General features: G+C 54.6%; 25 protein-coding genes. 11 read left to right on the forward strand and 14 right to left on the reverse strand.

What is annotated here, in order from left to right; translation table 11 throughout:
• Positions 1–3: 3 nt before the first annotated feature.
• Positions 4–771 carry a DeoR/GlpR family DNA-binding transcription regulator gene (locus tag HVZ37_RS04605; protein ID WP_042997903.1) on the forward strand — a complete coding sequence of 256 codons (768 nt, stop codon included), beginning with the start codon at positions 4–6 and terminating at the stop codon, positions 769–771.
• A gap of 31 nt (positions 772–802) precedes the next feature.
• A complete protein-coding gene (locus HVZ37_RS04610) occupies positions 803–1,048 on the forward strand; it encodes a YmjA family protein (protein ID WP_042997902.1) in 246 nt (81 codons plus the stop codon).
• A gap of 46 nt (positions 1,049–1,094) precedes the next feature.
• On the opposite strand, the gene speD is transcribed toward HVZ37_RS04610, so the two are convergent.
• From speD to HVZ37_RS04625, 3 genes are all read right to left on the reverse strand, one after another.
• A complete protein-coding gene (gene speD / locus HVZ37_RS04615) occupies positions 1,095–1,889 on the reverse strand; it encodes an adenosylmethionine decarboxylase (protein ID WP_042997901.1) in 795 nt (264 codons plus the stop codon).
• A gap of 15 nt (positions 1,890–1,904) precedes the next feature.
• A complete protein-coding gene (gene speE, locus HVZ37_RS04620; RefSeq protein WP_044267433.1) occupies positions 1,905–2,771 on the reverse strand; it encodes a polyamine aminopropyltransferase in 867 nt (288 codons plus the stop codon).
• A gap of 104 nt (positions 2,772–2,875) precedes the next feature.
• The gene (locus HVZ37_RS04625; RefSeq protein ID WP_000846617.1) at positions 2,876–3,223 is read right to left on the reverse strand and encodes a YacC family pilotin-like protein; all 348 of its coding nucleotides are present in this window, start codon (positions 3,221–3,223) and stop codon (positions 2,876–2,878) included.
• Positions 3,224–3,388: 165 nt separating this feature from the next.
• Between HVZ37_RS04625 and cueO the strand changes: the two genes are divergently transcribed.
• Together cueO and HVZ37_RS04635 are read left to right on the forward strand one after the other, a co-directional pair.
• Positions 3,389–4,957 (forward strand): multicopper oxidase CueO, encoded by a 1,569-nt coding sequence (gene cueO / locus HVZ37_RS04630; RefSeq protein WP_181628149.1) that lies wholly within the window; start codon positions 3,389–3,391, stop codon positions 4,955–4,957.
• A gap of 159 nt (positions 4,958–5,116) precedes the next feature.
• Entirely contained in the window at positions 5,117–5,638 is a 522-nt protein-coding gene (locus HVZ37_RS04635) for a hypothetical protein (protein WP_042997898.1), read from the forward strand.
• Between the two features lie 107 nt (positions 5,639–5,745).
• Here HVZ37_RS04635 and HVZ37_RS04640 read toward each other — a convergent pair whose 3' ends face one another.
• Complete coding sequence (locus HVZ37_RS04640) at positions 5,746–8,136, reverse strand: pyrroloquinoline quinone-dependent dehydrogenase (protein ID WP_181628150.1); 2,391 nt, start codon at positions 8,134–8,136, stop codon at positions 5,746–5,748.
• Between the two features lie 205 nt (positions 8,137–8,341).
• On the opposite strand from HVZ37_RS04640, the gene hpt reads away from it, so the two are divergent.
• A complete protein-coding gene (gene hpt, locus HVZ37_RS04645; protein ID WP_042997896.1) occupies positions 8,342–8,878 on the forward strand; it encodes a hypoxanthine phosphoribosyltransferase in 537 nt (178 codons plus the stop codon).
• 65 nt (positions 8,879–8,943) lie between these two features.
• On the opposite strand, the gene can is transcribed toward hpt, so the two are convergent.
• Positions 8,944–9,606, reverse strand: a complete 663-nt coding sequence (can, locus tag HVZ37_RS04650) for a carbonate dehydratase (RefSeq protein ID WP_042997895.1) — start codon at positions 9,604–9,606, stop codon at positions 8,944–8,946.
• Between the two features lie 108 nt (positions 9,607–9,714).
• On the opposite strand from can, the gene HVZ37_RS04655 reads away from it, so the two are divergent.
• From HVZ37_RS04655 to HVZ37_RS04670, 4 genes are all read left to right on the forward strand, one after another.
• Entirely contained in the window at positions 9,715–10,641 is a 927-nt protein-coding gene (locus tag HVZ37_RS04655; protein ID WP_042997894.1) for an ABC transporter ATP-binding protein, read from the forward strand.
• Positions 10,638–11,408 carry an ABC transporter permease gene (locus HVZ37_RS04660; protein WP_042997893.1) on the forward strand — a complete coding sequence of 257 codons (771 nt, stop codon included), beginning with the start codon at positions 10,638–10,640 and terminating at the stop codon, positions 11,406–11,408. Before HVZ37_RS04655 ends, HVZ37_RS04660 begins: the two co-directional genes overlap by 4 nt.
• Before the next feature lie 106 nt (positions 11,409–11,514).
• Positions 11,515–11,955 (forward strand): PTS sugar transporter subunit IIA, encoded by a 441-nt coding sequence (locus tag HVZ37_RS04665; protein WP_044255413.1) that lies wholly within the window; start codon positions 11,515–11,517, stop codon positions 11,953–11,955.
• 64 nt (positions 11,956–12,019) lie between these two features.
• Entirely contained in the window at positions 12,020–13,246 is a 1,227-nt protein-coding gene (locus tag HVZ37_RS04670; RefSeq protein ID WP_042997892.1) for a polysaccharide deacetylase family protein, read from the forward strand.
• 5 nt (positions 13,247–13,251) lie between these two features.
• Here HVZ37_RS04670 and panD read toward each other — a convergent pair whose 3' ends face one another.
• From panD to thpR, 9 genes are all read right to left on the reverse strand, one after another.
• The gene (gene panD, locus HVZ37_RS04675; RefSeq protein ID WP_042323756.1) at positions 13,252–13,632 is read right to left on the reverse strand and encodes an aspartate 1-decarboxylase; all 381 of its coding nucleotides are present in this window, start codon (positions 13,630–13,632) and stop codon (positions 13,252–13,254) included.
• A 93-nt stretch (positions 13,633–13,725) separates the two neighbouring features.
• Positions 13,726–14,580 (reverse strand): pantoate--beta-alanine ligase, encoded by an 855-nt coding sequence (gene panC, locus HVZ37_RS04680; protein ID WP_042997891.1) that lies wholly within the window; start codon positions 14,578–14,580, stop codon positions 13,726–13,728.
• 11 nt (positions 14,581–14,591) lie between these two features.
• Entirely contained in the window at positions 14,592–15,383 is a 792-nt protein-coding gene (panB, locus tag HVZ37_RS04685; protein WP_042997890.1) for a 3-methyl-2-oxobutanoate hydroxymethyltransferase, read from the reverse strand.
• Between the two features lie 119 nt (positions 15,384–15,502).
• Positions 15,503–15,982 carry a 2-amino-4-hydroxy-6-hydroxymethyldihydropteridine diphosphokinase gene (gene folK, locus HVZ37_RS04690; RefSeq protein WP_042997889.1) on the reverse strand — a complete coding sequence of 160 codons (480 nt, stop codon included), beginning with the start codon at positions 15,980–15,982 and terminating at the stop codon, positions 15,503–15,505.
• A complete protein-coding gene (gene pcnB, locus HVZ37_RS04695; RefSeq protein WP_205685287.1) occupies positions 15,979–17,376 on the reverse strand; it encodes a polynucleotide adenylyltransferase PcnB in 1,398 nt (465 codons plus the stop codon). The genes folK and pcnB overlap by 4 nt, the downstream gene beginning before the upstream one ends.
• Before the next feature lie 80 nt (positions 17,377–17,456).
• Positions 17,457–18,353, reverse strand: coding sequence for a tRNA glutamyl-Q(34) synthetase GluQRS (gluQRS, locus tag HVZ37_RS04700; protein WP_042997888.1), 897 nt, complete (start codon positions 18,351–18,353; stop codon positions 17,457–17,459).
• A gap of 108 nt (positions 18,354–18,461) precedes the next feature.
• Positions 18,462–18,917: an RNA polymerase-binding protein DksA gene (gene dksA / locus HVZ37_RS04705; protein ID WP_003829221.1), complete on the reverse strand. Its 456-nt coding sequence runs from the start codon at positions 18,915–18,917 to the stop codon at positions 18,462–18,464.
• A 177-nt stretch (positions 18,918–19,094) separates the two neighbouring features.
• Positions 19,095–19,799, reverse strand: coding sequence for a DNA/RNA nuclease SfsA (gene sfsA / locus HVZ37_RS04710; RefSeq protein WP_042997887.1), 705 nt, complete (start codon positions 19,797–19,799; stop codon positions 19,095–19,097).
• Positions 19,800–19,814: 15 nt separating this feature from the next.
• On the reverse strand, positions 19,815–20,345 hold the full coding sequence (gene thpR, locus HVZ37_RS04715; protein ID WP_156595603.1) for an RNA 2',3'-cyclic phosphodiesterase: 531 nt from the start codon (positions 20,343–20,345) through the stop codon (positions 19,815–19,817).
• 73 nt (positions 20,346–20,418) lie between these two features.
• On the opposite strand from thpR, the gene hrpB reads away from it, so the two are divergent.
• A complete protein-coding gene (gene hrpB, locus HVZ37_RS04720; protein WP_181628151.1) occupies positions 20,419–22,848 on the forward strand; it encodes an ATP-dependent helicase HrpB in 2,430 nt (809 codons plus the stop codon).
• 124 nt (positions 22,849–22,972) lie between these two features.
• Positions 22,973–25,501, forward strand: a complete 2,529-nt coding sequence (mrcB, locus tag HVZ37_RS04725; protein WP_044255398.1) for a bifunctional glycosyl transferase/transpeptidase — start codon at positions 22,973–22,975, stop codon at positions 25,499–25,501.
• Positions 25,502–25,663 lie beyond the last annotated feature (162 nt).

Raw genomic sequence — 25,663 nt, forward strand, 5'->3', positions numbered from 1 at the left:
GTTATGAAAGGACAACACCGTCTGGATCAGATTGTGGCGTATTTGAAAAATCATACGCTGGTGACCGTGGAACAACTGGTGGATGCCGTTGAGGCCTCTCCGGCAACGATCCGCCGCGATCTGATCAAACTGGATGAACAGGGGGTGATCAGTCGCAGCCACGGCGGTGTGGCGTTACGGCGTTTTGAAGCAGTGCAACCGACCACCAACGAGAAGCAACTGCGATCGCCCGCCGAAAAACGGGCGATTGCGCGTTATGCGGCCTCGATGGTGCATGCGGGCGATGCCGTGGTGCTTGATGCCGGAACCACGATGCTGGAGCTGGCAAAATGTTTAACCCATCTTCCCCTCAGAGTCATTACCGTTGATCTGCACATCGCCCTGTTTTTATCCGAGTTTCGCCAGATAGAGGTGACTATTGTCGGTGGGCGAATTGATGACAGCAGCCAGTCATGCATCGGCGAGTTTGGCCGCAAAATGCTGCGCAGCGTCTATCCTGATATCGCGTTTATGAGCTGTAATACCTGGAGTATGGAAAAGGGCGTGACCACTCCGACTGAGGACAAAGCGGGACTGAAGCAGGAAATTATCGCCAATGCGCAACGAAAAGTGCTACTGGCCGACAGCAGCAAATACGGCGCGCATTCGCTATTTAATGTGGCTTCTCTCAGTCGCTTTACCGACGTCATTACCGATGTTAATTTACCGCAAGCCGTACAGGCCGAACTGAAAGCGCAATCCGTCGCCCTGACGCTGGTACAGCCTGAGTAATTAACGTTGGGATAACCCCAGGAGATGAGTGATGGGTAATGAAATACCACTGAAATATTATGACATTGTGGATGAGTATTCGACGGAATCCGCAGAACCGGTTAACGCGTCGGAGCGTGATCCTCTTGCTCGCTATTTCCAGCTACTGATTGCTCGCTTAACAAATAACGAAGAGATCAGCGAAGAAGCGCAGCAGGAGATGGCGGTCGACGCTGGCATTGACGCGCAACGCATCGATGATATCGCAGAATTCCTGAATCGATGGGGAAATGAATAGTCTCGGATTCGGCTCAGGCACTCCGCAGAGTGCCTGAGCATTTTTCTTACACGCTCGGGATATTGCGCCCGTAGTAAATCTCTCGCATCTCTTTCCACAGCGCAGCGGTAATCTCTTTACGCTCTGCTTCCGTTAAATCTTCTGGTCTGGTGTGGAACATGTAGTGCTTAAGGTCGAACTCTTTAAGCAGCATTTTGGTATGGAAGATATTTTCCTGATACACGTTCACATCCACCATGTCATACAACGACTTCATATCCTCGGACATAAAGTTCTGAATGGAGTTAATCTCATGATCGATAAAGTGCTTCATCCCGTTGATATCACGGGTAAAGCCACGCACGCGATAATCGATAGTCACGATGTCGGATTCAAGCTGGTGGATCAAGTAATTCAGCGCCTTCAAGGGAGAAATCACACCGCAGGTTGAAACCTCAATATCGGCGCGGAAGGTGCATAATCCGCCTTCCGGGTGGCTTTCCGGATAGGTATGCACGCAAATATGGCTCTTATCAAGATGGGCGACCACCGTTTCCGGCAGCGGGCCGGGATGCTCGGTTTTATCAATCAACTGCGGATCGACAGGTTCTTCGCTCACCAGAATGGTGACGCTGGCACCCTGAGGTTCGTAATCCTGACGGGCAATATTCAGGATATTGGCGCCGATGATAGAGCAGGTTTCTGACAGAATTTCGGTCAGACGGTTGGCGTTGTAGAGTTCGTCGATATAGGCGATGTATCCGTCGCGCTCTTCGGCGGTTTTGGCATAGCAGATATCGTAAATACAAAAACTCAGACTTTTAGTCAGGTTGTTAAAGCCATGCAGTTTCAGTTTTTTCAATTTCTTATCTTCTCCTTAGGACGATGCTGTCGCCAGCGCGTCTTGCAGATACTGGGGTAAGGCAAACGCTGCCGTGTGGATTGCCGGGTTGTAATAGCGACACTTAAGGCCAGAGGTGTGAAAACGTGCCTGGATGATTTCAGTCGACAGGTGGCGCAACGCTTCGTTATCGGTCGCCCACGCAAAAGTCATTATGCCGCCGTAGTAGGTGGGGATCGCCGCCTGGTAGAAGCCAACGTCGGCGAAGTAATGGCTGAGCTTACGGTGGCTGTCGAGGGCTTCATCCTGTTGCAGGAAGCAGACGCCGTTCTGCGCGACAAAGATCCCGCCCGGATTCAGGCAGCGTTTACAACCTTCGTAGAATGCCGAGGTGAACAGACTCTCACCGGGACCGATCGGATCGGTGCAGTCGGAGATGATCACATCAAACGTGTTCTGCGTCTGGTTGACGTAATTCACGCCGTCGTCGATCACCAGCGTAAAGCGCGGATCGTCATAGCTACCGGCGTTGTGGTTGGGCAGATACTGGCGGCAGAACGAGACAACGCCAGCATCGATTTCCACCATCGTGATAGTTTCAACGTTTTTGTGCCGGGTGACTTCGCGCAGCATCGCACCGTCGCCACCGCCGATAATCAGTACGTGTTTCGCGTGACCGTGAGCCATCAACGGAACGTGCGTCATCATCTCATGATAGATAAATTCATCGCGCTCGGTGGTCTGCACCACGCCGTCCAGCGCCATTACGCGACCAAAGGCGGCGTTTTCGAAGATGATGAGATCCTGATGCGCGGTCTTCTCGTGATAAAGAACGTTATCGACGGCAAAGTACTGCCCAAACTGGTCGTGTAGCGTTTCATGCCACTGTGGTTTTTCGGCCATAGGGTGATGCCTCCTTTGTTAACACCCGTAAAAAAAGGGCGCAACATCATAGCTAACAATGACCGTTGATGCACGGTCATTGTTTCAGCAACAGGGACGGGAGGTTATTTGACGTAAGCCAGCAGGCTCAGGGAGTCGCGCGCCAGCGCTTTGCATTTTTTGGCGACAGGGATACCGATACCGCTGAGATCGCGATAGCTGTCTTCGCCGAGGGATTTCATATCGAAGGTGTCGTAATTGCTGAGGTCCCACTGGTTTTGCTGAGCAAAGAAGACCAGTGCGCGGCGAATCTGCCCGTTGGGTAAATTCTGGTAGCCGCAGTCATTTTTCAGAAAGACAAAAACGGCCGTCAAATCGGCCATATCTTCGGCTTCAGATTCACTGAGCGCATAGCTGTTTGCGCATACGGCCATCAGGCTGCCGAACAACACGGTTCTGAAAAACGTCTTCATTGCTTCTACCACTGCATTACGGAAAGTCAACGTTAGCATACTGGAGGCGAAGCGACGACTTTTATTATCTATTAAGTGATATCCCTGGCTTGACCTTGCCGTAAGGGGAGGGTCTATGCTCAGAGATTAGCGTTATTTCGCCTGCAGCAAAATAAGGAAATAATTATGCAACGTCGTGATTTCTTAAAATATTCTGTGGCTCTGGGGCTGTCGTCAGCCTTACCGCTCTGGAGCCGCACCGTTTTTGCCGCCCAACGCCCCACGTTGCCCATTCCCGAGCTTCTCACCGCCGACGCACGTAACCAGATTTCGCTGATGGTGAAAGCGGGTCAGTCGACCTTTGCCGGAAAAACGGCAACCACCTGGGGCTATAACGGCAATCTGCTCGGGCCTGCGCTGAAGCTGCAAAAAGGCAAAGCGGTGACGGTGGATATCCACAACCAGCTTCAGGAAGAGACCACAGTGCACTGGCATGGGCTGGAGGTGCCGGGTGAGGTGGATGGCGGGCCGCAGGGGATTATCCCGGCGGGCGGAAAACGTACCGTCACGTTTACGCCGGATCAGCGAGCGGCGACCTGCTGGTTTCATCCCCATCAGCATGGGAAAACCGGGCATCAGGTGGCGATGGGCTTAGCGGGTCTGGTTCTGATTGAGGATGAAGAAATTCATAAGCTGCTGCTCCCGAAGCAGTGGGGAATCGACGATATCCCGGTCATCGTGCAGGACAAACGGTTTAACGCGGCCGGGCAGATTGATTATCAGCTTGATGTGATGACGGCGGCTGTAGGCTGGTTTGGCGATACGCTACTGACCAATGGCGCCATTTATCCTCAACATGCTGCGCCGCGCGGCTGGTTACGTCTGCGGTTGCTTAACGGTTGTAACGCCCGTTCACTCAATTTTGCCGCCAGCGATAAGCGTCCACTGTACGTCATTGCCAGCGACGGCGGGCTGCTGGCGGAACCGGTAAAAGTAAACGAACTGCCCATGCTGATGGGCGAGCGTTTTGAAGTACTGGTGGACGTCAGTGACGGTAAACCGTTTGATTTGGTTACCCTGCCAGTCAGCCAGATGGGGATGGCGATTGCGCCGTTTGATAAGCCGCATCCGGTCATGCGTATTCAGCCGGTTGCCGTGAATGCCTCCGGTACGCTGCCGGACACCCTAAGTACCATGCCTGCGCTACCTGCGCTACCTGCGGTTGACGGTCTGACGGTGCGTAATCTGCAACTGTCGATGGATCCGATGCTCGACATGATGGGAATGCAGATGCTGATGAAAAAGTATGGCGATCAGGCGATGGCGGGCATGCATCACGGGCAGATGCAGGGGCATATGGGCAACATGCAGCATGGCGACATGGGCCATATGAACCACGGCGGTCAGTTTGATTTCCATAACGCGAATAAGATAAACGGCGTGGCGTTCGATATGAACAAGCCGATTTTCGCGGCCAGCAAAGGTCAATATGAACGCTGGGTCATCTCCGGGGTGGGCGATATGATGCTGCATCCGTTCCATATCCACGGTACGCAGTTCCGCATCCTGTCGGAGAACGGCCAGACGCCTGCGGCCCATCGTGCGGGCTGGAAAGATACCGTTCGGGTGGAAGGCAGCGTCAGCGAGGTGTTAGTGAAATTTGATCACATCGCGCCCAAAGAGCATGCCTATATGGCGCACTGTCATCTGCTGGAACATGAAGATACCGGCATGATGTTAGGCTTTACGGTATAAGCGACGGATGGCGATGTCGGTTTTCCCGGAATCGCCATCCATCAGTAATAAGAATAATACCACTCTCATCCTTAATTTCTGAAAATAGATTAAGGCCGTATTTTTATTCCTCTTTCGGGATATACTCGCGGAATCTGAATATCAAACCTGAGGTGAAAAATGGATATTTTCCGTAAAATTGTGGCGGCTTCTTTTGCTATGTTAGTGGCGATTTCTGCTCATGCCGGAATGGACATGGAGCGTAAACACTTTCCTGAACTGAAGTTAAGCATCGAAATTCCGCAAACGCTGACGCCTATGTCGGCGGAAATGGCGAAAATTAAATACCCGTCTGAGAATCGTCCACAGATCATTTATGGCGACGAGAGAGGTAAAGCCTCACTGGGCGTGACGGCGGGTCGCAACGCACTGCCTGCGGCGCAGCTGGATATGATGAAAGATGCGATGTTGAAAATGTTAGCTAACTACAAACCAGAGGCAGAAGCCGTTACGGTTGATGGGCATAAGGCATGGCTAGTGACTTTCCGCTCTCAGGCTGCGGATAGCGAAATTCTGAATCTGATGCTGATTACCAGTCAGGATAATAAAGCTGTGCAGGTTGCCTTTAATATGACGAAGGATTTAGTTGACCAGTATCAGGATGTCGCAAAAGCGTCATTAATGTCGCTTAAGTTTGACTAATCATTATCGCTAAATATCGATAAGCGCCCGCAAGTATTGCGGGCGTTTTGCGTTAAAAAAAGACAGCGAGGGATTTCCACGCTGTCTCTGCTCAGAACAGAATGGTTTTATTTCGCGTCGTCAGGCAAGGCGTAAGCGACAATATAATCGCCCATCTTCGTACCAAACGAGCCGTGGCCTCCGGCTGAAATCACGACATACTGTTTACCGTTCACCTCATAGGTCATCGGTGTGGCTTGTCCACCGGCTGGCAGACGCCCCTGCCACAGTTTCTCACCGTTGCTCATGTTATAGGCGCGCAGGTAGTTATCCGCCGTGGCGGCAATAAACAACACGTTGCCCGCCGTTGAGATAGGACCGCCCAGCATTGGCATCCCCATATTGAACGGTACTGGAACCGGCATCGGGAACGGCATGCTGTCCTGCGGCGTGCCAATGCGTTTTTTCCAGACTACCTCATTGGTCTTCAGATCCAGCGCGGAGATATAACCCCAGGCCGGTTGCTTACATGGCAGACCAAACGGCGACAGGAATGGGTTCAGCGTGACGCCAAACGGCACGCCATATTGCGGCTGGATGCCGGATTCGGTGCCTGTGCCTTTTGCATCTTTCGGCTGTTCCATCGGATTACCCGGACCGCGTGGGATCAGCTTCGAGACGAACGGCAGCGCCATCGGGTTGGCAATCGCCACCTGACGGTTCGGATCGACCGAGATACCACCCCATTCGAACATCCCGAGGTTACCCGGGAACACCAGCGTGCCCTGCTCAGACGGCGGAGTAAAGATGCCCTCATAGCGCATCTGGTGGAACATCACGCGGCACACCAGTTGATCGAACATGGTGGCGCCCCACATATCCGCTCCGGTCAGATCTTTTTTCGGACGGAAACTCAGTTCAGAGAACGGCTGCGTTTTGCTGACGTAATCGCCTTTCGCGGCACCCTGCGGAACCGGTTTTTCCGGTGCCGGAACCACCAGTTCACCGTTACGGCGGTCAAGGACAAAGATGTTACCGGTTTTCGCTGGCGCGTAGATAATCGGGACTTTCTCACCGTTGACGGTGATATCCGCCAGCGTCGGCTGGGACGGCATGTCCATATCCCACAGATCGTGGTGAACGGTCTGATAGCTCCAGGCAAGTTTACCGGTGGTCGCGTTCAGCGCCACAATCGAGCTGGCGTAGCGTTCCTGCTCTGGCGTACGGTTACCCCCCCAGATATCCGGCGTAGTCACCCCCATCGGCAGATAGACCAGATCCAGCTTCGCGTCGTAGGCCGCCGGAGCCCAGGAGTTCGGCGAGTTAAAGGTAAAAGAGTGCTCATCGGAAGGAATTGCATTCGGGTCTTTCGCACCCGGATCGAACGCCCACAGCAGTTTGCCGTTATTGACGTCAAAACCACGGATCACGCCCGAGGTTTCGCGCGTGGAGAAGTTATCCGTTACCGAACCAGCAATCACAATCGTTTTATCGGTGATGATTGGCGGCGATGTAGGCTCATACAGACCCGGCGTGGTGTCCGGCATGTTAGTCTGCAGATTCAGAATACCTTTGTTGGCAAAGGTTTCACACAGCTTGCCGGTTTCGGCATTCACCGCAAACAGACGACCGTCGTTGACGGGCAGGATGATACGGCGCGGACAGTCGGCAACCACTTCCGGGGACGCGTTATCGGCTTTCGCTTCATGGTACGACACGCCACGGCAGGTCACGTGCTGGAAGCTGGTGTTGGTATTGAGTTGCGGATCGAAATGCCACTTCTCTTTACCGGTAGCGGCATCCAGCGCGAACAGACGCTGATGGGCGGTACAAAGATACAGCGTATCGCCAACCTTAATCGGCGTCACTTCATTGGTGATTTCACCAGGATCGTTCGGCTGCTTCAGGTCACCGGTGCGAAACACCCACGCTTCTTTCAGGTTGTGAACGTTATCGGCGTTGATCTGTTTGAGCGGCGAGAAACGCTGGCCTTCCTGATTACGACCATACGCGGGCCAGTCATTGTCCGAAATGGCGGAGATAGGTTCGGCTGGTGTGGCGTCGGCGCTCAGCGTGCCGTTGATCTCCTGCGGATCATGAAAGCCCGCCCAGGTGAGGATCCCGCCGCTGATCAGCAGGGCCACCACCAGAGCGGCTACGGCACCGCGGGAAGGGACGATCAGGCGATGCCAGACGAACGGTAAAATCAGCCAGATGCCGAAGAAGACCAGAATATCGCTGCGCGGCGTCAGCGCCCAAAAGTCGAACCCGACCTCCCACACGCCCCAAATCAGGGTGGCGAGGAGCAGGGCGGCGTACAGCCAGAGTGCGGAACGTTTGCTGCGCCAGAGCAATACGGCAACGCCCAGCATCACCAGTCCCGCAATCGGGTAGTACCAGGAGCCGCCAATGGCGACCAGCCAGCCTCCGCCGATCAAAAGATAAAGCCCGCATAGCGCTGCAAAGAGGGCCGTTAGCGTCACGAGTAACCGTGGCGAACGTGCGTTGTTATCTGCCATAAAAATACACCATCTCAATTTGTTAATTTTTTAGTAGCAATTAATTATAGGATTTAACATGTGTGATCGTCATCACAAAATGAGCTTTATTAAGAGATGCCGCGAATAAATACTTTTACTGGTATACTGCGTGCCTTGCGCTTAGATGCTGACTTATCAAGAGCAGGCATTGAGTGATTTGTTTTTAAATCATATGGTTAGAAATATGAAACATACTGTAGAAGTCATGATCCCCGAAGCGGAGATCAAAGCGCGTATCGCTGAACTGGGTCGTCAGATTACTGAGCGTTATAAAGACAGCGGCAGTGATATGGTGCTGGTGGGTCTGCTACGTGGCTCATTCATGTTTATGGCGGACCTGTGCCGTGAAGTGCAGGTATCTCATGAAGTCGATTTTATGACCGCCTCCAGCTACGGTAGCGGCATGTCCACCACCCGTGACGTCAAGATCCTCAAAGATCTCGATGAAGACATTCGCGGCAAGGACGTGCTGATTGTGGAAGACATTATCGACTCCGGTAACACGCTGTCGAAAGTGCGTGAAATCCTGAGCCTGCGTGAACCGAAATCTCTGGCGATTTGCACCCTGCTGGATAAACCCTCCCGCCGTGAAGTGAACGTTCCGGTCGAGTTCATCGGGTTCTCCATTCCGGATGAGTTCGTGGTGGGCTACGGTATTGATTATGCGCAGCGCTATCGTCATCTGCCGTATGTCGGCAAAGTGGTGTTGCTGGACGAATAAGCGTAAAAAAGCCGGGAAAATCCCGGCTTTGACTGGATACATCCCTGGTGTATGACCGGGGATTTTTATTTGTGATTGACGTGCTTCTGGCTGAGGTTAGACACGCCCTGACGATAACGCTGCTCCAGGGTGGCGCGACTGGTCGCGGTCACTTCCAGATCGCGCAGCAGGCCGTCGTGAATACCGTATGCCCAGCCGTGGATGGTCACTTTCTGACCCCGTTTCCAGGCTGACTGCATGATGGTGGAGTGGCCCAGGTTATACACCTGTTCCATCACGTTCAGCTCGCACAGCGTGTCCATACGGCGCTCTTGCGGCATTTCACCCAGCAATGAGCTATGTTTGAACCAGATATCACGGATATGCAGCAGCCAGTTGTCGATGAGGCCCAGTTCCGGGTTATCGACCGCAGCCTGTACGCCGCCACACCCGTAGTGACCACAGATAATAATGTGTTCAACTTCGAGGACATCAACGGCATACTGAACAACAGAGAGGCAGTTGAGGTCGGTGTGGATGACCAGGTTGGCCACATTACGGTGGACAAATAATTCGCCCGGTTCAAGACCGGTTAAACGTTCTGCGGGAACGCGACTGTCGGAACATCCAATCCATAGAAAGCGCGGTTTTTGCGCTTGCGCCAGTTTCTCAAAAAATCCGGAATCCTCTTCCACCAGCATTTTTGACCATAGTGCATTGTTGCTGATGAGTGTATCTATGTCTTTCATGGAGGTTAACGACCTGTAACCAAATAAGTGCGTTGGGCTAATATAGGGCAACTCCGGGATTATTTAAACCACATATAAAGTGTAAGTACGTAAGGTAAGTAAAAATTTATGACCATTGCACTGGAACTTCAACAACTTAAAAAAACCTATCCTGGCGGTGTTCAGGCATTGCGCGGGATAGATTTACAGGTCGAAGCGGGGGATTTTTACGCGCTTCTGGGGCCGAACGGGGCAGGCAAGTCGACCACTATCGGTATCATCAGCTCGCTGGTGAATAAATCGTCCGGGCGCGTCAGCGTCTTTGGTTACGATCTCGAAAAAGATGTCGTCAACGCCAAACGTCAACTCGGGCTGGTGCCACAGGAATTTAACTTCAACCCGTTTGAGACCGTACAGCAGATTGTGGTCAATCAGGCGGGCTACTACGGCGTGGAGCGAAAAGAGGCGGTTGAGCGCAGCGAAAAGTATTTAAAACAACTCGATCTGTGGGAAAAACGCAACGAACGTGCGCGGATGTTATCCGGCGGGATGAAGCGCCGTCTGATGATCGCCCGCGCGCTGATGCACGAGCCGAAGCTACTGATTCTCGATGAACCGACAGCGGGCGTCGATATTGAACTTCGCCGCTCAATGTGGGGGTTTTTGAAGGATTTAAACGACAAAGGCACCACGATCATTCTGACCACTCACTATCTGGAAGAGGCAGAAATGCTCTGCCGCAACATCGGGATTATTCAGCACGGCGAGCTGGTCGAAAACACCTCGATGAAGAACCTGCTCTCTAAGCTCAAATCCGAAACCTTCATTCTCGATCTGGCTGCGAAAAGTCCGTTACCGCAGCTGGAGGGCTATCACTATCGGCTGGTGGATACCTCTACGTTGGAAGTGGAAGTGTTGCGTGAGCAGGGAATTAACAGCGTGTTCAGCCAGCTCAGCGCGCAGGGCATTCAGGTATTGAGTATGCGTAACAAAGCGAACCGCCTTGAAGAGCTGTTTGTGTCACTGGTTCATGAAAAACAAGGAGATCGCGCATGATGCAGCTTTACTGGGTCGCGCTGAAAAGCATCTGGGCGAAAGAAATTAACCGTTTTATGCGGATCTGGATCCAGACGCTGGTGCCGCCCGTCATCACCATGACGCTCTATTTTATTATCTTCGGCAACCTGATTGGTTCCCGCATTGGCGAGATGCACGGTTTCAGCTATATGCAGTTTATCGTGCCGGGTCTAATCATGATGGCGGTCATCACCAACGCGTATGCGAACGTGGCGTCGTCATTCTTTAGCGCCAAATTCCAGCGCAACATTGAAGAGCTGCTGGTTGCGCCGGTGCCGACACACGTGATTATCGCCGGTTTTGTCGGCGGCGGTGTGGCGCGCGGACTGTGCGTCGGGGTGCTGGTGACGGCGATTTCACTGTTCTTTGTTCCGTTCCAGGTGCATTCGTGGCTGTTTGTGGCGCTGACGCTGGTTCTGACGGCGATTCTGTTTTCACTGGCGGGGCTGTTGAACGCCGTATTTGCGAAAACCTTTGATGATATCAGCCTGATCCCGACGTTTGTCCTGACGCCGCTGACCTATCTCGGTGGGGTGTTTTACTCCCTGACGCTGCTGCCGCCGTTCTGGCAGGGCTTATCGCAACTGAACCCCATCGTCTATATGATTAGCGGCTTCCGCTACGGCTTCCTCGGCATTCACGATGTGCCGTTAGTGACTACGTTTGGCGTGCTGGTGGTCTTTATTGTGGTGTTTTATCTGCTGTGCTGGTCTTTAATCCAGCGCGGTCGCGGGTTGCGTAGCTGACCGTTTTCATCCTCTCCTCCCGGTGAGGAGAGGGTGATTGTTGACCATTGTCATCATTCTCCATTTGTCACTCTGATAAACTACTTGCCTGCTAATGAGGTGAGAAATGCTAGGCTGGGTCATAACCTGTCATGACGATAAGGCTGAGGAACTGCTGAGCCTTCTGGAAAAAAAACACGGCCCACTGGCGCAATGCCGGGCGGTGAATTTTTGGCGTGGATTGAGCGCGAACATGCTGAGTCGGATGATGTGCGACGCATTGCATGCTACGGATTCCGGTGATGGCGTCATCTTTCTGACCGACCAGCCCGGTGCGGCGCCGTATCGCGTGGCGTCACTGCTGAGCCATAAACATCCGCAGTGTGAAGTCATTTCCGGCATTTCTGTAACGTTGCTGGAGCAAATGCTCCCAACACGAGAATCCATGAGTAGTCAGGCGTTTCGCGACCAGATAGTTGCTCTTGGTGGGCCAGAGGTGACCAGTCTTTGGCATCAGCAACAGAAAAATCCTCCCTTTGTTCTGCTGCACGATTTGTATGAGTATTGATCATTCTTATTAATGAGGTGAATTGATACAATCGCTGCGTTGTTTCTTGCCCCGGTTATGGTTAATGATGAAATATTTGTTTCTGCTGCTGCTGTCCCTCTCTACAGTCGTCAGTGCGGCGTTGCCTGCTCGCTATATGCAAACCACTGAAGATGCGGCTATTTGGGCGCAAATAGGCGATGACATGGTGACCGTGGGAAATATTCGCGCCGGACAGATTATTTCTGTCATTCCGGTCGCGGCGGATTATTACGAATTCAAATTCGGCTTCGGTACCGGGTTTATTGATAAAGGCCATCTGGAACCGGTGCAGGGTAAACAACGCGTTGAGGACAGCCTCGGCGATCTTAATAAACCGCTCAGCAATCAGAATCTGATCACCTGGCAAGCCACTCCCGTTTATAACGCACCGAATATTGGTAGTGCGCCGTTTGGCGTACTGGCGGATAACCTGCGTTATCCCATCATCAGTAAACTGAAAGACCGGCTGAATCAAACCTGGTATCAGATTCGCATTGGCGACCGGCTGGCCTGGATAAGTGCCCTCGATGCCCAGGAAGACCGTGGATTGCCGGTGCTGACCTATCACCATATTCTGCGCGATGAAGAGAACACCCGTTTTCGTCATACCTCCACCACCACGTCAGTTCGCGCCTTCAGCAACCAGATGACCTGGCTGCGCGATCGCGGATACCGTACGCTGACGATGGCGCAACTGGAAGGCTATGTGCGTAACAACATGAATCTGCCCGCGCGAGCGGTGGTGATTACCTTTGATGACGGCCTGAAGTCAGTGAGTCGTTATGCTTATCCGGTGCTGAAGCAGTATGGGATGAAGGCCACGGCGTTTATTATCTCGTCGCGAATTAAAGTTCGCCCACAAAAATGGGACCCCAAATCGCTGCAGTTCATGAGCATTTCAGAGCTTAATGGTATCCGCGACGTGTTTGACTTTCAGTCCCATACGCACTTTTTACATCGGGTCGACGGCTATCACCGGCCAATCCTGCTCAGCCGCAGCCATCACAATATTCTGTTTGATTTTGCACGCTCCCGGCGTGCGCTGGCCCCGTTTAATCCCCATGTCCTTTATCTTTCGTATCCGTTTGGCGGTTATAACGCGACGGCTGTAAAAGCCGCGGAAGAGGCTGGATTTCACCTGGCGGTGACTACGATGAAAGGGAAGGTGAAGCCGGGGGATAATCCGTTTTTACTGAAACGCCTGTATATCTTAAGAACGGATTCGCTGGAGACGATGTCGCGGCTGATTAGCAATCAGCCGCAGGGGTAGTTCGCTTACGCAACCTGAACCGGAATGGCTTTCGCGGTGCGTTTCATTTCATTGTCGCCTTCGAAGTAAGCGACCTTTGGCTGCCAGCGGCGCGCTTCTTCGTCAGACATGGTCACGAAGCTGGCGATGATCACAATGTCGCCCACGCTGGCACAGTGTGCCGCTGCGCCGTTGACGGAGATGATTCTGGAACCGCGCTCGGCGGCAATCGCATAGGTGGAAAAGCGTTTACCGTTGCTCACGTTCCAGATATCGATGGCTTCATTTTCAAGGATCCCGGCGGCATCCAGAAAATCCTGATCGATGGCGCAGGAACCTTCATAGTGCAGGTCCGCCTGAGTTACTTTCACGCGGTGGAGTTTGCCCTGCAGCATAGTGCGAATCATAACGTCTACCTTAAACTCGTATCGATAACGAAGCAGGTCGAAACCTGCTTTGAGAAATTTCTCAGGCAGTATTGCCCGATTTTTAACCCCTGTCTACTGGGTTAATGCAACCGTCTGATTGTCAATTAACCGTGCCTGGCCAAGCCATGCGGCAACTAGGATCACCGCACGCTGGCTGCTTTCGGTTAGCTCAAGCAGCGTGTCAGCATCGCGGATCTGAATGTCATCGGGGCGGAAGCCTTTTTCCGTCAGCTCCTGTTCAGCGATGGCAATAATCTCTTCCAGTTCACGCTCGCCGGCCTGCAGTTTCTCCGCGATGCGGCCCATCACTTTGTACAAACCTGGGGCGATTTTGCGTTGTTCGGCCGTCAGATAACCGTTACGCGAACTCAGGGCTAAACCGTCTTTGGCGCGAATAATCGGCACGCCGACGATCTCGATGTCGTAGCCCATGTCGGCAACCATTTTGCGGATCAGCGCCAGTTGCTGGAAGTCTTTCTCGCCAAAGCAGGCGACATCCGGTTGTACCAGATTGAACAACTTGCTGACGATGGTTGAAACCCCACGGAAATGGCCCGGGCGGCTGGCGCCTTCCAGCATCGTCGAAAGGCCGGGGACATCCACGTAGGTCTGCCCGTCGGTGCCCTGAGGATAGATTTGGTCCGGTGCGGGAGCAAAGACGAAATCCACCTTACGCTTGTTCAGTTTTTCGCAGTCTTCCTGCAGCGTGCGGGGGTAGCGCACCAGATCGTCCGGACGGTCAAACTGCATTGGGTTGACGAAAATACTCACCACCACGATGTCCGCACGGGCTTTGGCTTCATCCACCAGCTTCATGTGACCATCATGCAGGTTGCCCATCGTCGGCACCAGCGCAATGCGCTTCCCTTCCTGACGGGCTCTGCGGATATGCTGGCGCAGCAGCGGCAGGGTTTCAATAATCAGCACAACAAGACTCCTTAATGGAAACTGTGTTCTTCGCCCGGATAGACGCCGGACTCAACCTCGGCAATATACTGCCGTACCGCGGCGCGCATGTCGCCTGCTTGCGTAAGGAAATTTTTGGCAAATTTCGGAATATGGCCGCCGGTGATGCCAAAGGCGTCGTGCATGACTAAAATTTGTCCGTCGGTCACGTTGCCGGCACCGATACCGATAACCGGAATGGAGAGCGCCTCCGTCACGCGTTTGGCCAGTTCAACCGGAACGCATTCCAGCACGATGAGCTGCGCGCCTGCGGCTTCCAGCGCCAGGGCATCGTCCAGCAAAACCTGTCCGGCATCGCCACGGCCCTGAATTTTATAGCCGCCGAAAATATTGACCGACTGTGGCGTCAGGCCCAGGTGTCCGCAGACGGGGACCGCGCGCTCGGTGAGCATTTTCACGGTCTCCACCAGCCATGCGCCACCTTCAATCTTGACCATGTTCGCGCCCGCGCGCATGACGGTGGCCGAATTTTCAAAGGCCTGTTCCGGCGTCGCGTAAGCCATAAACGGCAGATCGGCGAGCAGCAGGCAATTCGGCGCGCCGCGACGCACCGCCTGCGTGTGGTAAGCGATATCCTCAACCGTCACCGGCAGGGTGGAGTCATGCCCCTGTACTGTCATCCCCAGGGAATCCCCGACCAGCATCACATTGATCCCTTCGTCGGCAAACAGTCTGGCGAAACTGTAGTCATAAGCAGTAATGGTGGCGAAGCGTTTTTTCTCTTGTTTGCACTTCTGCAACAGCGAGAGGGTGGTCGGTTTCATAACATTTCCTGATGGTGAACGTCATATTTACCGGCATTCTAACAGTCACATTCAGGGGGGCAATTGTTTTAAGCAACTGTTTGCGCGAAAGCAATAAACAGGAAATGAGGTGAGGGCCATTACCAGTGTGCGGGTTTTTCTGCACCAAGATGAGTGAGTCTCTGTTGCAGTGAGGTACCGTCAGGGAAGTGCAGGTCAGGGGCGATTTCGAACAGCGGCCAGAGCATAAAACCGCGATTTTTCATATCGTAATGCGGCACGGTCAGGCGTTCGCTGTTGATGACGCGATCGCCAAACAGCATGATATCCAGGTCTAACGTGCGCGGTCCCCAGCGTTCGGCCTTGCGTACCCGGCCCTGCTGGAGTTCGATGCGCTGGGTGTGGTCGAGCAGGGCTTCTGGTTCGAGCGTTGTTTCCAGCGCCACGGCGGCGTTCAGGTAATCGGGCTGATCCTGCGGGCCCAGCGGCGGGGTTCGATAAAAAGAAGAGATGGCGACAATCTGGCTTTCGGGGATCTCGCCTATCGCGTTGACGGCAGCATTGACCTGCTCCAGAGGAGAGGCCAGATTACTGCCCAGTGCGATATAAACGAGGGTCATGCCGTTCCTTCACGACGCGGCGCACGCTTGCGCGGACGACGGTGACGACGGCGCGGCGATGGATCTTCATCCAGCTCGTTCAGCATGCCTTTCTGCTCGGGTGGCGCAGAAACCTGGAATTCTCCCCACCACTGCGCCAGACGCTGCAGTTCGGCATTGTTTTCCACTTCAGCACGCAGAGCGAGTAAATCATATGCGGCGCGGAATTTCGGATGCTCCATCAGCTTCCACGCGCGTTTACCCTGACGACGGGACATGCGCAGCTGTAGCTGCCAGATATCGCGAGTCAGCGACGTGAGGCGTTTCGGGATTGCCAGCGAACGGCAGGCTTCATCGAGCACTTCATTCATTGCCAGCGCAAACGCGTCATAGTAGGCCAGACCGCTTTCCTGGGCGATTTTCTGCGCCATTTCCAGCAGCGGATACCAGAACATCGCGGCAAACAGGAAGGCCGGGTTAACGCGCATATCGTTATGAATGCGGTTATCGGTATTTTTCAGTACCTGCGCGATGATACGTTCCATTGCGCTGTCACCATTCTCGGTGAAATAGCGCGTAATGGTCGGGAACAATGGCTGGAACAGGCTGTATTCGCGCAGCTTTTTATAAGTTTCATAGCCGTAGCCCGCCTGTAGCAGCTTCAGCGCCTCTTCAAACAGACGCGCAGGCGGGATATCGTTGAGCAGCGTGGCCAGGCGCGGGATCGGCTCTGCCGTTTCCGGGCTGATCTTCATATCGAGCTTGGCTGCGAAACGCACGGCGCGCAGCATCCGCACCGGATCTTCGCGATAGCGGGTTTCCGGATTGCCGATCAGGCGAATCACGCCATCTTCCAGATCCTGCATGCCGCCGACATAGTCGCGAACGGTGAAATCGGCGACGCTGTAATAAAGGCTGTTAATGGTGAAGTCACGGCGCTGGGCGTCTTCTTCGATGGAGCCGAAAATGTTGTCGCGCAGCAGCATGCCGTTTTGTCCGCGCTGGGACGTGGTGCGGTCGCTTTCGCTGCCTTCGTGGTGACCTCGAAAGGTGGCGACTTCAATAATCTCAGGGCCAAACATGACGTGCGCCAGACGGAAACGGCGGCCAACAAGACGGCAATTGCGGAACAGCTTGCGCACCTGGTCCGGCGTCGCATTGGTTGTGACGTCAAAATCTTTCGGTTTTTTGCCGAGCAGAAGGTCGCGGACGCCACCGCCAACCAGCCAGGCTTCATATCCCGCTTTATTCAGCCTGTACATTACCTTCAGGGCATTTTCACTGATATCTTTGCGTGAAATAGCGTGCTGCTCGCGCGGGATGACCGTCATACGCGGACGGGCGACGGCAATTTCGGCCTCGCTCTCCTCGCGGCTTAGCACCTTGCGGCAAAAATTAGCGACTCGGGTAAAAATAGTGCACCTCGGTAGTGTCAAACAATATTCAGAATTCAGTTCAAATCGTTGGCTGTGTAAAAATAGCGGCTAATCATAGCTCAGCACGACGTATTTGAGAATGCCGGATTTACAATCGCCGATTCAGGTATCGTCGAAAGCGTCCAGTTTGCCACGGCGGATGCCAGGATCTCATCGACGCGCATCTCCTGCCACGGCAAATCGCTCTGTTGCCCGAGAAAGCGTAGCGCGTCGATTAGAACAGGGCGTGGATCGCCGTGCGGCAAGGCAGGGGCATGATTCTGTTTGGAAAGTTTAGCGCCTTGTTCATTGAGCGCCAGCGGTAGATGAATATAGTCGGGAGGCGTCCAGCCGAACTGCTGGTACAGTGAAATTTGTCGCACCGTCGGTTCGATCAAATCGGCGCCGCGCACGATTTCGCTGACCCCCTGAAAATGGTCATCCACCACCACCGCCAGGTTATAGGCGAACAGCCCATCACGGCGATGGATAATGAAATCCTCTCTCGCCAGTCGTTCGTCAGCCTGAATGTCTCCGCGCAGCCGATCGTGAAAACGGGTGACAGGATGCCGCTGTTTAATCCGCACCGCCGCCTGTTCCGGCCCGTGATGTAACTCACGGCAATGACCATCATATATTCCGCCAATGCTCTGGATCCGCGCACGGGTACAGGTGCAGTAGTAGCTCAGCCCCCGGTCGTATAACCAGGCGAGCGCTTCGCGGTAGGCGTCATGGCGTTGTGACTGCCATAAAATGTCGCCATCCCAGTGCAGGCCGTAATGTTCCAGTTGACGCAGAATAGTGTCAGCGGCACCGGGAACTTCACGAGGGGGATCAATATCTTCTATACGTACTCGCCATACTCCCTGACGGGCGCGAGCCTGTAAGTAGCTGCCCAGCGCAGCAATGAGGGAGCCAAAATGCAGTTCACCGGAAGGCGAAGGAGCGAATCGGCCAATGTAGTGTGAGTCAGTCATCTTTATGTAAAAATGAACAGGCGGGGAAAGCCCCGCCTGTTCATCTTTATGTAAAAATGAACAGGCGGGGAAAGCCCCGCCTGTTGTAAACGTTTCAAACGCCAGGCCTTAGCCCGCCATTTGTTTTTCGCGAATTTCAGCCAGCGTTTTGCAGTCGATGCACAGATCGGCTGTTGGACGCGCTTCCAGGCGACGAATACCAATTTCCACACCGCAGGATTCGCAGTAGCCGAAATCTTCGTCTTCAACCTTCTTCAGCGTTTTCTCGATCTTTTTGATCAGTTTGCGCTCACGGTCACGGTTACGCAGTTCGAGGCTGAACTCTTCTTCCTGTGCGGCACGGTCTACCGGGTCCGGGAAGTTGGCAGCTTCATCCTGCATATGAGTAACGGTGCGATCGACTTCATCCCTAAGTTGATTACGCCATGCTTCAAGAATACGCCTGAAGTGCGACAGCTGGGCTTCGTTCATATACTCTTCGCCCGGTTTCTCCTGGTACGGCTCCACCCCAGCGATGGCGAGAATACTCAGGGACGATGTTTTACGGTTTTGCCCTTCTTGCATGTTGCTTCTCCTTAACACGCACTATCGATCCCCATGTTCGGGGGAAAAATCAGGTCGCTATAAATAGCAGATGCTTTTCCGGATAGCAATTAACTAAACGTAACACTTGACAACCCTGTGAGGAAAAGCGTATTTGCGCACGCGACCAGAATACTAAATAACCAATTGTTTACAACACTATAAAGTGACAGTTAATGGCTCTATCAGAGTCATACTATCGGCAGAAAGTTCCGCTTTATAAACCAGAATTTCTACCCCCTTACGCTGTGCTTCGAACAATAGTTGCGCATATTTCGCGTCAATATGGCGCGCGGGTGAAAACCGTGTAATGGCGGAGTGCAGGACGGCAAAGAAAATCACTGCGCGTTTGCCCTCAGCCGCTACGCTCATCAGTTCCCGAAGATGTTTCTGACCTCGTTCAGTGATGGCATCGGGAAAATAACCAAAATCCTTTTCCGCTAACGTTACCGATTTCACTTCAATATAGCAGTCAGGCCGCGAATCTGCCTGTAACATAAAATCAATGCGGCTCCGTTCGGCTCCGTATTTTACTTCGCTTCTCAGCGTGGAATAACCTGAAAGTTCTGAAACTCGCCCCTGTTCAATGGCCTCTTTCGTCAGCCTGTTAGCCCATAACGTATTCACACAAATTAACGCGCCCGTCTGGGTTTGCGTTAATTCCCAGGTGTGCGGATATTTGCGTTTACTATTCTCCGACGTCGAATACCAGACCGTATCACCGGGCGTTGCACACCCGGTCATCGCCCCGGTGTTAGGGCAGTGTAGCGTGAGTTCAGTCCCGTCAGGTGTGATCACATCGGCTAAAAAGCGTTTATACCGCTGAACCAGCGTCGCGCGCTGGAGAGAAGGAGTAAATTGCATCGCGCATTTCCTTAATTAGTCGCTGAGCGTCCAGCGCTGAAGTTCCGTATAACGCGTGCGACCGCGTGCAAAGGTCGAGGCATAGAGGGCAAATTCTGTCACCGGAAAGGACCAGAAAAAGCCCGGCGGCGGGATCGCCACCGCATGGCTTGCATCGCGCAGTAGCGTGACGTGAGGGTGAAACGGCTGCGGACTCTGATAACAACCGCTGCGCGCCGCCTGGGCTCGCAGCATATTGGCCAGTTGCAGCAGCCCACGTGGGGACTGACGCGTCCCCAGCCAGACCACACGAGAGCGTAACCACTGCCCGGCATCATCGAGATTGAACGTAAAACCGGGCTGGCGAATGCGCCCGGCAAGGGCGATCAGCGCCTGTTGTTTGTCTGCGCTCACATCGCCTAAAAACGCCAGCGTTAAATGCAGATTTTCGGCCGCGACCGGTCGCCCCGCTTCAGGGGGGAAATGCGCCGCTCGCCACTGTATTATCTCTTCGCGCACGGTGGTGGGGAGTTCGAGGGCAAAAAACAGCCGTTTCGGCTCAGACATCTTAGGTACTCGGTTATGAATTAACGCGATGCTACAATGCGGCGCGAAGAATGTTAACCCTCTGGAGCCATTTGTGACGTCGTTACCTGTTGCCGCTGTACTGCCTGAATTGCTTACCGCTCTGGATTCTGCGCCGCAGGTTCTGCTGAGCGCGCCGACGGGGGCCGGTAAGTCAACCTGGTTACCGCTACAGTTTCTGGCACATAAAGGGTTCGAAGGGCGGATTATCCTGCTGGAACCGCGTCGTCTGGCGGCACGAAACGTGGCGCAAAGGCTTGCGGAACTGCTCAATGAAAAGCCCGGTGAGACGGTCGGTTACCGGATGCGATCGCAATCCTGCGTCGGGCCAGCAACACGGCTTGAGGTGGTTACCGAAGGGGTTCTGACGCGTATGATCCAGCGTGACCCGGAACTCAGTGGCGTTGGGCTGGTGATCCTCGATGAATTTCACGAACGCAGTTTGCAGGCGGATCTCGCACTGGCGCTGCTGCTGGATGTGCAGCAAGGGCTGCGCGACGATCTCAAACTGTTGATTATGTCCGCCACGCTGGATAACGATCGCCTGCAACAGTGCCTGCCGGATGCGCCGGTGATCGTTTCCGAAGGGCGCGCCTTTCCCGTTGAGCGGCGTTATCAACCGCTGGCGTCGCAATTGCGTTTCGACGAAGCCGTGGCGGTCGCCTGCGCCGAGCTGCTGCGCAGAGAGCCAGGCTCGCTGCTGCTGTTTCTACCCGGTGTCGGGGAGATCCTGCGCGTACAGGAGCAATTAAGTACGCGAGTCGGCAGCGATGTGCTGCTGTGTCCGCTGTATGGCGCGCTGTCGCTCAACGATCAGCGCAAAGCGATTTTGCCGGCCCCGGACGGGATGCGCAAAGTTGTGTTGGCAACCAATATTGCGGAAACCAGTCTGACCATTGAGGGGATTCGACTGGTGGTGGATTGCGCGCAGGAGCGGGTGGCGCGGTTTGATGCGCGAACCGGGTTGACCCGGCTTATCACTCAGCGCATTAGCCAGGCCTCAATGACCCAGCGCGCCGGGCGTGCCGGGCGTCTGGAGCCGGGGATTTGTCTGCATCTGCTGGCGAAAGAGCAGGCGGAACGCGCGGCAGCACAGGGGGATCCTGAGATGTTGCACAGCGATCTCTCCGGTTTGCTGATGGAGTTGTTGCAGTGGGGATGTCGCGATCCCGCGCAACTCACCTGGCTGGATTTGCCACCCGCCGTCAACGTACAGGCGGCGAAACGATTACTGCACATGCTGGGCGCGCTGGATGGCGAGCAGCTCAGTGCGATAGGGCAAAAAATGGCGGCGTTGGGTAACGATCCGCGCCTGGCCGCGATGCTAGTCAGTGCTGCCACGCCCGACGATGCAGCTACGGCAGCAAAGCTGGCAGCCATTCTTGAGGAGCCGCCGCGGATGGGCAATACCGATCTGGGCGTGGCGTTTTCCCGCCATCAGCCTGCCTGGCAGCAGCGCAGTCAGCAACTTCTCAAACGTCTGAATGTTCGTAACGGCGAAGCGGATGCGTCGCGCATCGCCCCACTGCTGGCCCAGGCCTTTGCCGATCGCATCGCGCGTCGACGCAGCCAGGACGGGCGTTATCAACTGGCGAACGGTATGGGCGCGGCGCTGGATGTCGATGATGCGCTGGGGCGGCACGAATGGTTGATTGCGCCTCTGTTGCTGCAGGGGAGCGCGTCGCCGGATGCGCGGATCCTGCTGGCGCTGCCGCTCGATATCGACGCGCTTATCTCGCGTTGTCCTGAACTGCTACAGCAGTCTGATACCATTGAGTGGGATGAGGCGCAGGGGACGCTGAAAGCCTGGCGTAGAATGCGGATAGGCGAACTGACGGTTAAAGTCCAGCCGCTGGCAAAACCGTCTGAAGACGAGTTGCATCTGGCGATGCTTAACGGTATCCGCGATAAAGGCCTGAGCGTGCTCAACTGGACGCCTGCGGCAGAACAACTGCGGTTACGTTTGCATTGTGCGGCGAAATGGCTGCCGGAGTATGACTGGCCTGCGGTGGACGACAGGACATTGCTGGCCACGCTGGAGAACTGGCTGCTGCCGCATATGAGCGGCGTGCATTCGCTGCGCGGCCTGAAATCGTTGGATGTTCACCAGGCATTGAGCGGATTACTGGATTATTCCCTGCAGCAACGTCTGGTGAGTTCGTTACCCACACATTACACTGTGCCGACGGGAAGTCGGATAGCCATTCGTTATCACGAAGATAACCCGCCGGCGCTGGCGGTCAGAATGCAGGAGATGTTTGGCGAGGCCAAAACGCCGACTATTGCGGAGGGCCGCGTGCCGCTGGTGCTGGAGCTCTTATCCCCCGCGCAGCGACCGTTGCAGATTACTCAGGATTTGGCCGCGTTCTGGCAAGGGTCGTATCGCGACGTGCAAAAAGAGATGAAAGGGCGCTACCCCAAACATGTCTGGCCGGACGATCCGGCGAACACGGTGCCGACGCGGCGAACCAAAAAGTATTCGTAGGCCGGATAAGGCGTTTATGCCGCATCCGGCAAAAGAGCAGTAAAATTGAGAGATTTCTTCTTCTGTCTTCTGACGGAAGAACAGAGAATCAGGCCTTTGCGCCTGAATGTTGCGGAGAAAAAGCATGGCCGGGAATGACCGCGAGCCAATTGGACGCAAAGGGAAACCCACGCGTCCGGTGAAACAAAAGGTGAGCCGTCGCCAACTCAGAGATGATGAGTACGACGACGAATATGATGATGACTATGAGGATGAAGAACCGATGCCGCGTAAAGGTAAAGGCAAAGGGCGTAAGCCTCGTGGTAAGCGCGGCTGGTTGTGGCTGCTGCTGAAAATTGCGATTGTTTTTGCGGTACTGCTTGCCATTTACGGCGTCTATCTGGATCAAAAAATCCGTAGCCGTATCGATGGCAAAGTCTGGCAGTTGCCGGCGGCGGTATATGGCCGGATGGTCAACCTTGAGCCGGAGATGTCGGTCAGCAAAAACGAAATGGTTAAGCTGCTGGAAGCCACCCAGTACCGTCAGGTCAGCAAAATGACGCGTCCTGGCGAGTTTACCGTGCAGGCGAACAGTATTGAGATGATCCGCCGTCCGTTTGATTTCCCGGACAGCAAGGAGGGTCAGGTGCGCGCGCGTCTGACGTTCGATGGCGGCCGCCTGGATACCATCGTCAACATGGACAACAACCGTCAGTTCGGTTTCTTCCGTCTCGATCCGCGTTTGATTACCATGCTGTCGTCGCCAAACGGTGAACAGCGTCTGTTTGTCCCGCGTAGTGGCTTCCCGGATCTGCTGGTGGATACGCTGCTGGCGACGGAAGACCGTCATTTCTATGAACATGACGGGGTGAGTCTGTACTCCATCGGTCGCGCGGTGCTGGCGAACCTGACCGCCGGACGCACGGTACAGGGGGCAAGTACCCTGACCCAACAGCTGGTGAAAAACCTGTTCCTCTCCAGCGAACGTTCGTACTGGCGTAAGGCTAACGAAGCCTATATGGCGCTGCTGATGGATGCGCGCTACAGCAAAGATCGTATTCTTGAGCTGTATATGAACGAGGTGTATCTCGGTCAGAGCGGTGATAATGAGATCCGTGGCTTCCCGCTGGCGAGCCTGTACTACTTTGGCCGTCCGGTAGAGGAACTGAGCCTTGATCAGCAGGCGCTGCTGGTAGGGATGGTGAAAGGGGCCTCAATCTACAACCCCTGGCGCAACCCGAAACTGGCGCTTGAACGTCGTAACCTGGTGCTGCGCCTGCTGCAACAACAACAGGTGATCGATCAGGAACTCTACGACATGCTGAGCGCGCGTCCGTTAGGCGTGCAGCCGCGCGGTGGGGTGATCTCACCACAGCCCGCGTTTATGCAGATGGTGCGTCAGGAGTTGCAGGCGAAGCTGGGTGATAAAGTAAAAGATCTCTCCGGCGTGAAGATCTTCACCACCTTTGACTCTGTCGCCCAGGATGCCGCTGAGAAAGCCGCCGTTGATGGCATTCCGGAACTGAAGAAACAGCGCAAACTGAGCGATCTTGAAACGGCGATTGTAGTGGTAGACCGCTTCAGTGGCGAAGTCCGCGCTATGGTCGGCGGCGCTGAGCCGCAGTTTGCAGGCTATAACCGCGCGATGCAGGCACGTCGCTCGATTGGTTCACTGGCCAAACCGGCAACCTATCTGACCGCGCTGAGCCAGCCGAAAATCTATCGCCTGAACACCTGGATTGCCGATGCGCCGATTGCGCTGCGTCAACCAAACGGCCAGGTGTGGTCGCCGCAGAACGATGACCGTCGCTACAGCGAAAGCGGAAAAGTGATGCTGGTGGATGCGTTGACGCGTTCTATGAACGTGCCGACGGTCAATCTGGGGATGGCGCTTGGCTTGCCGGCTGTCACCGACACCTGGCTGAAGCTGGGCGTGCCGAAAGAGCAGTTGCATCCGGTTCCGGCTATGCTGCTGGGGGCGCTGAACCTGACGCCGATCGAAGTGGCACAGGCGTTCCAGACGATTGCCAGCGGCGGTAATCGTGCGCCGCTTTCCGCGCTGCGTTCGGTCATCGCTGAAGACGGCACTGTGCTGTATCAGAGCTTCCCGCAGGCGGAGCGTGCCGTTCCGGCGCAGGCCGCCTATATGACGCTGTGGACGATGCAGCAGGTGGTGCAGCGTGGTACCGGTCGTCAGCTGGGCGCGAAGTACCCGAATCTGCATCTGGCGGGTAAAACCGGGACCACCAACAACAACGTCGATACCTGGTTTGCCGGTATTGACGGCAGTCAGGTGACCATCACCTGGGTGGGTCGCGATAACAACCAGCCGACGAAGCTGTACGGGGCGAGCGGGGCGATGTCGATTTATCAGCGCTATCTGGCTAACCAGACGCCAACGCCGCTCACGCTGACGCCACCGGAAGATATTGCGGAGATGGGCGTCGACTATGACGGCAACTTTGTCTGCAGTGGCGGTATGCGCACGTTGCCAGTCTGGACCTCCGATCCCGACTCGCTCTGCCAGCAGGGCGAAATGATGCAGCAGCCGACCGGGAACCCGTTCGATCAATCTTCTCAGCCACAGCAACCGCAGCAACAGCCGCCGAAGGAAGAGAAGAAAGACAGCGATGGCGTGGCGGGATGGATTAAGGATATGTTTGGCGGTAACTAACCGCCGTGCCGGATGGCACTTCGCTTATCCGGCCTACTGGGCTCATGCAAGTATTGGGTTGGTAGGCCGGATAAGGCGTTTTCGCCGCCATCCGGCAATGCCTTCACAGAAACATTTCCGGCTTCTTTTTAACCCTTTCTTTTCATCTGGATATTTCTTAAC

This window comes from Citrobacter sp. RHB35-C17, from assembly GCF_013816795.1.
GTDB classification, from domain to species: domain Bacteria; phylum Pseudomonadota; class Gammaproteobacteria; order Enterobacterales; family Enterobacteriaceae; genus Citrobacter_A; species Citrobacter_A amalonaticus.

Excerpts from the sequence above, each read along its gene's own strand:
- HVZ37_RS04605 (WP_042997903.1), top strand. The coding sequence starts at position 4 with ATGAAAGGACAACACCGTCTGGATCAGATTGTGGCGTATTTGAAAAAT.
- HVZ37_RS04610 (WP_042997902.1), top strand. The coding sequence starts at position 803 with ATGGGTAATGAAATACCACTGAAATATTATGACATTGTGGATGAGTAT.
- speE (WP_044267433.1), bottom strand. The coding sequence starts at position 2,771 with ATGGCCGAAAAACCACAGTGGCATGAAACGCTACACGACCAGTTTGGG.
- HVZ37_RS04625 (WP_000846617.1), bottom strand. The coding sequence starts at position 3,223 with ATGAAGACGTTTTTCAGAACCGTGTTGTTCGGCAGCCTGATGGCCGTA.
- cueO (WP_181628149.1), top strand. The coding sequence starts at position 3,389 with ATGCAACGTCGTGATTTCTTAAAATATTCTGTGGCTCTGGGGCTGTCG.
- HVZ37_RS04635 (WP_042997898.1), top strand. The coding sequence starts at position 5,117 with ATGGATATTTTCCGTAAAATTGTGGCGGCTTCTTTTGCTATGTTAGTG.
- HVZ37_RS04640 (WP_181628150.1), bottom strand. The coding sequence starts at position 8,136 with ATGGCAGATAACAACGCACGTTCGCCACGGTTACTCGTGACGCTAACG.
- hpt (WP_042997896.1), top strand. The coding sequence starts at position 8,342 with ATGAAACATACTGTAGAAGTCATGATCCCCGAAGCGGAGATCAAAGCG.
- can (WP_042997895.1), bottom strand. The coding sequence starts at position 9,606 with ATGAAAGACATAGATACACTCATCAGCAACAATGCACTATGGTCAAAA.
- HVZ37_RS04655 (WP_042997894.1), top strand. The coding sequence starts at position 9,715 with ATGACCATTGCACTGGAACTTCAACAACTTAAAAAAACCTATCCTGGC.
- HVZ37_RS04660 (WP_042997893.1), top strand. The coding sequence starts at position 10,638 with ATGATGCAGCTTTACTGGGTCGCGCTGAAAAGCATCTGGGCGAAAGAA.
- HVZ37_RS04665 (WP_044255413.1), top strand. The coding sequence starts at position 11,515 with ATGCTAGGCTGGGTCATAACCTGTCATGACGATAAGGCTGAGGAACTG.
- HVZ37_RS04670 (WP_042997892.1), top strand. The coding sequence starts at position 12,020 with ATGATGAAATATTTGTTTCTGCTGCTGCTGTCCCTCTCTACAGTCGTC.
- panD (WP_042323756.1), bottom strand. The coding sequence starts at position 13,632 with ATGATTCGCACTATGCTGCAGGGCAAACTCCACCGCGTGAAAGTAACT.
- panB (WP_042997890.1), bottom strand. The coding sequence starts at position 15,383 with ATGAAACCGACCACCCTCTCGCTGTTGCAGAAGTGCAAACAAGAGAAA.
- folK (WP_042997889.1), bottom strand. The coding sequence starts at position 15,982 with ATGACCCTCGTTTATATCGCACTGGGCAGTAATCTGGCCTCTCCTCTG.
- gluQRS (WP_042997888.1), bottom strand. The coding sequence starts at position 18,353 with ATGACTGACTCACACTACATTGGCCGATTCGCTCCTTCGCCTTCCGGT.
- dksA (WP_003829221.1), bottom strand. The coding sequence starts at position 18,917 with ATGCAAGAAGGGCAAAACCGTAAAACATCGTCCCTGAGTATTCTCGCC.
- sfsA (WP_042997887.1), bottom strand. The coding sequence starts at position 19,799 with ATGCAATTTACTCCTTCTCTCCAGCGCGCGACGCTGGTTCAGCGGTAT.
- thpR (WP_156595603.1), bottom strand. The coding sequence starts at position 20,345 with ATGTCTGAGCCGAAACGGCTGTTTTTTGCCCTCGAACTCCCCACCACC.
- mrcB (WP_044255398.1), top strand. The coding sequence starts at position 22,973 with ATGGCCGGGAATGACCGCGAGCCAATTGGACGCAAAGGGAAACCCACG.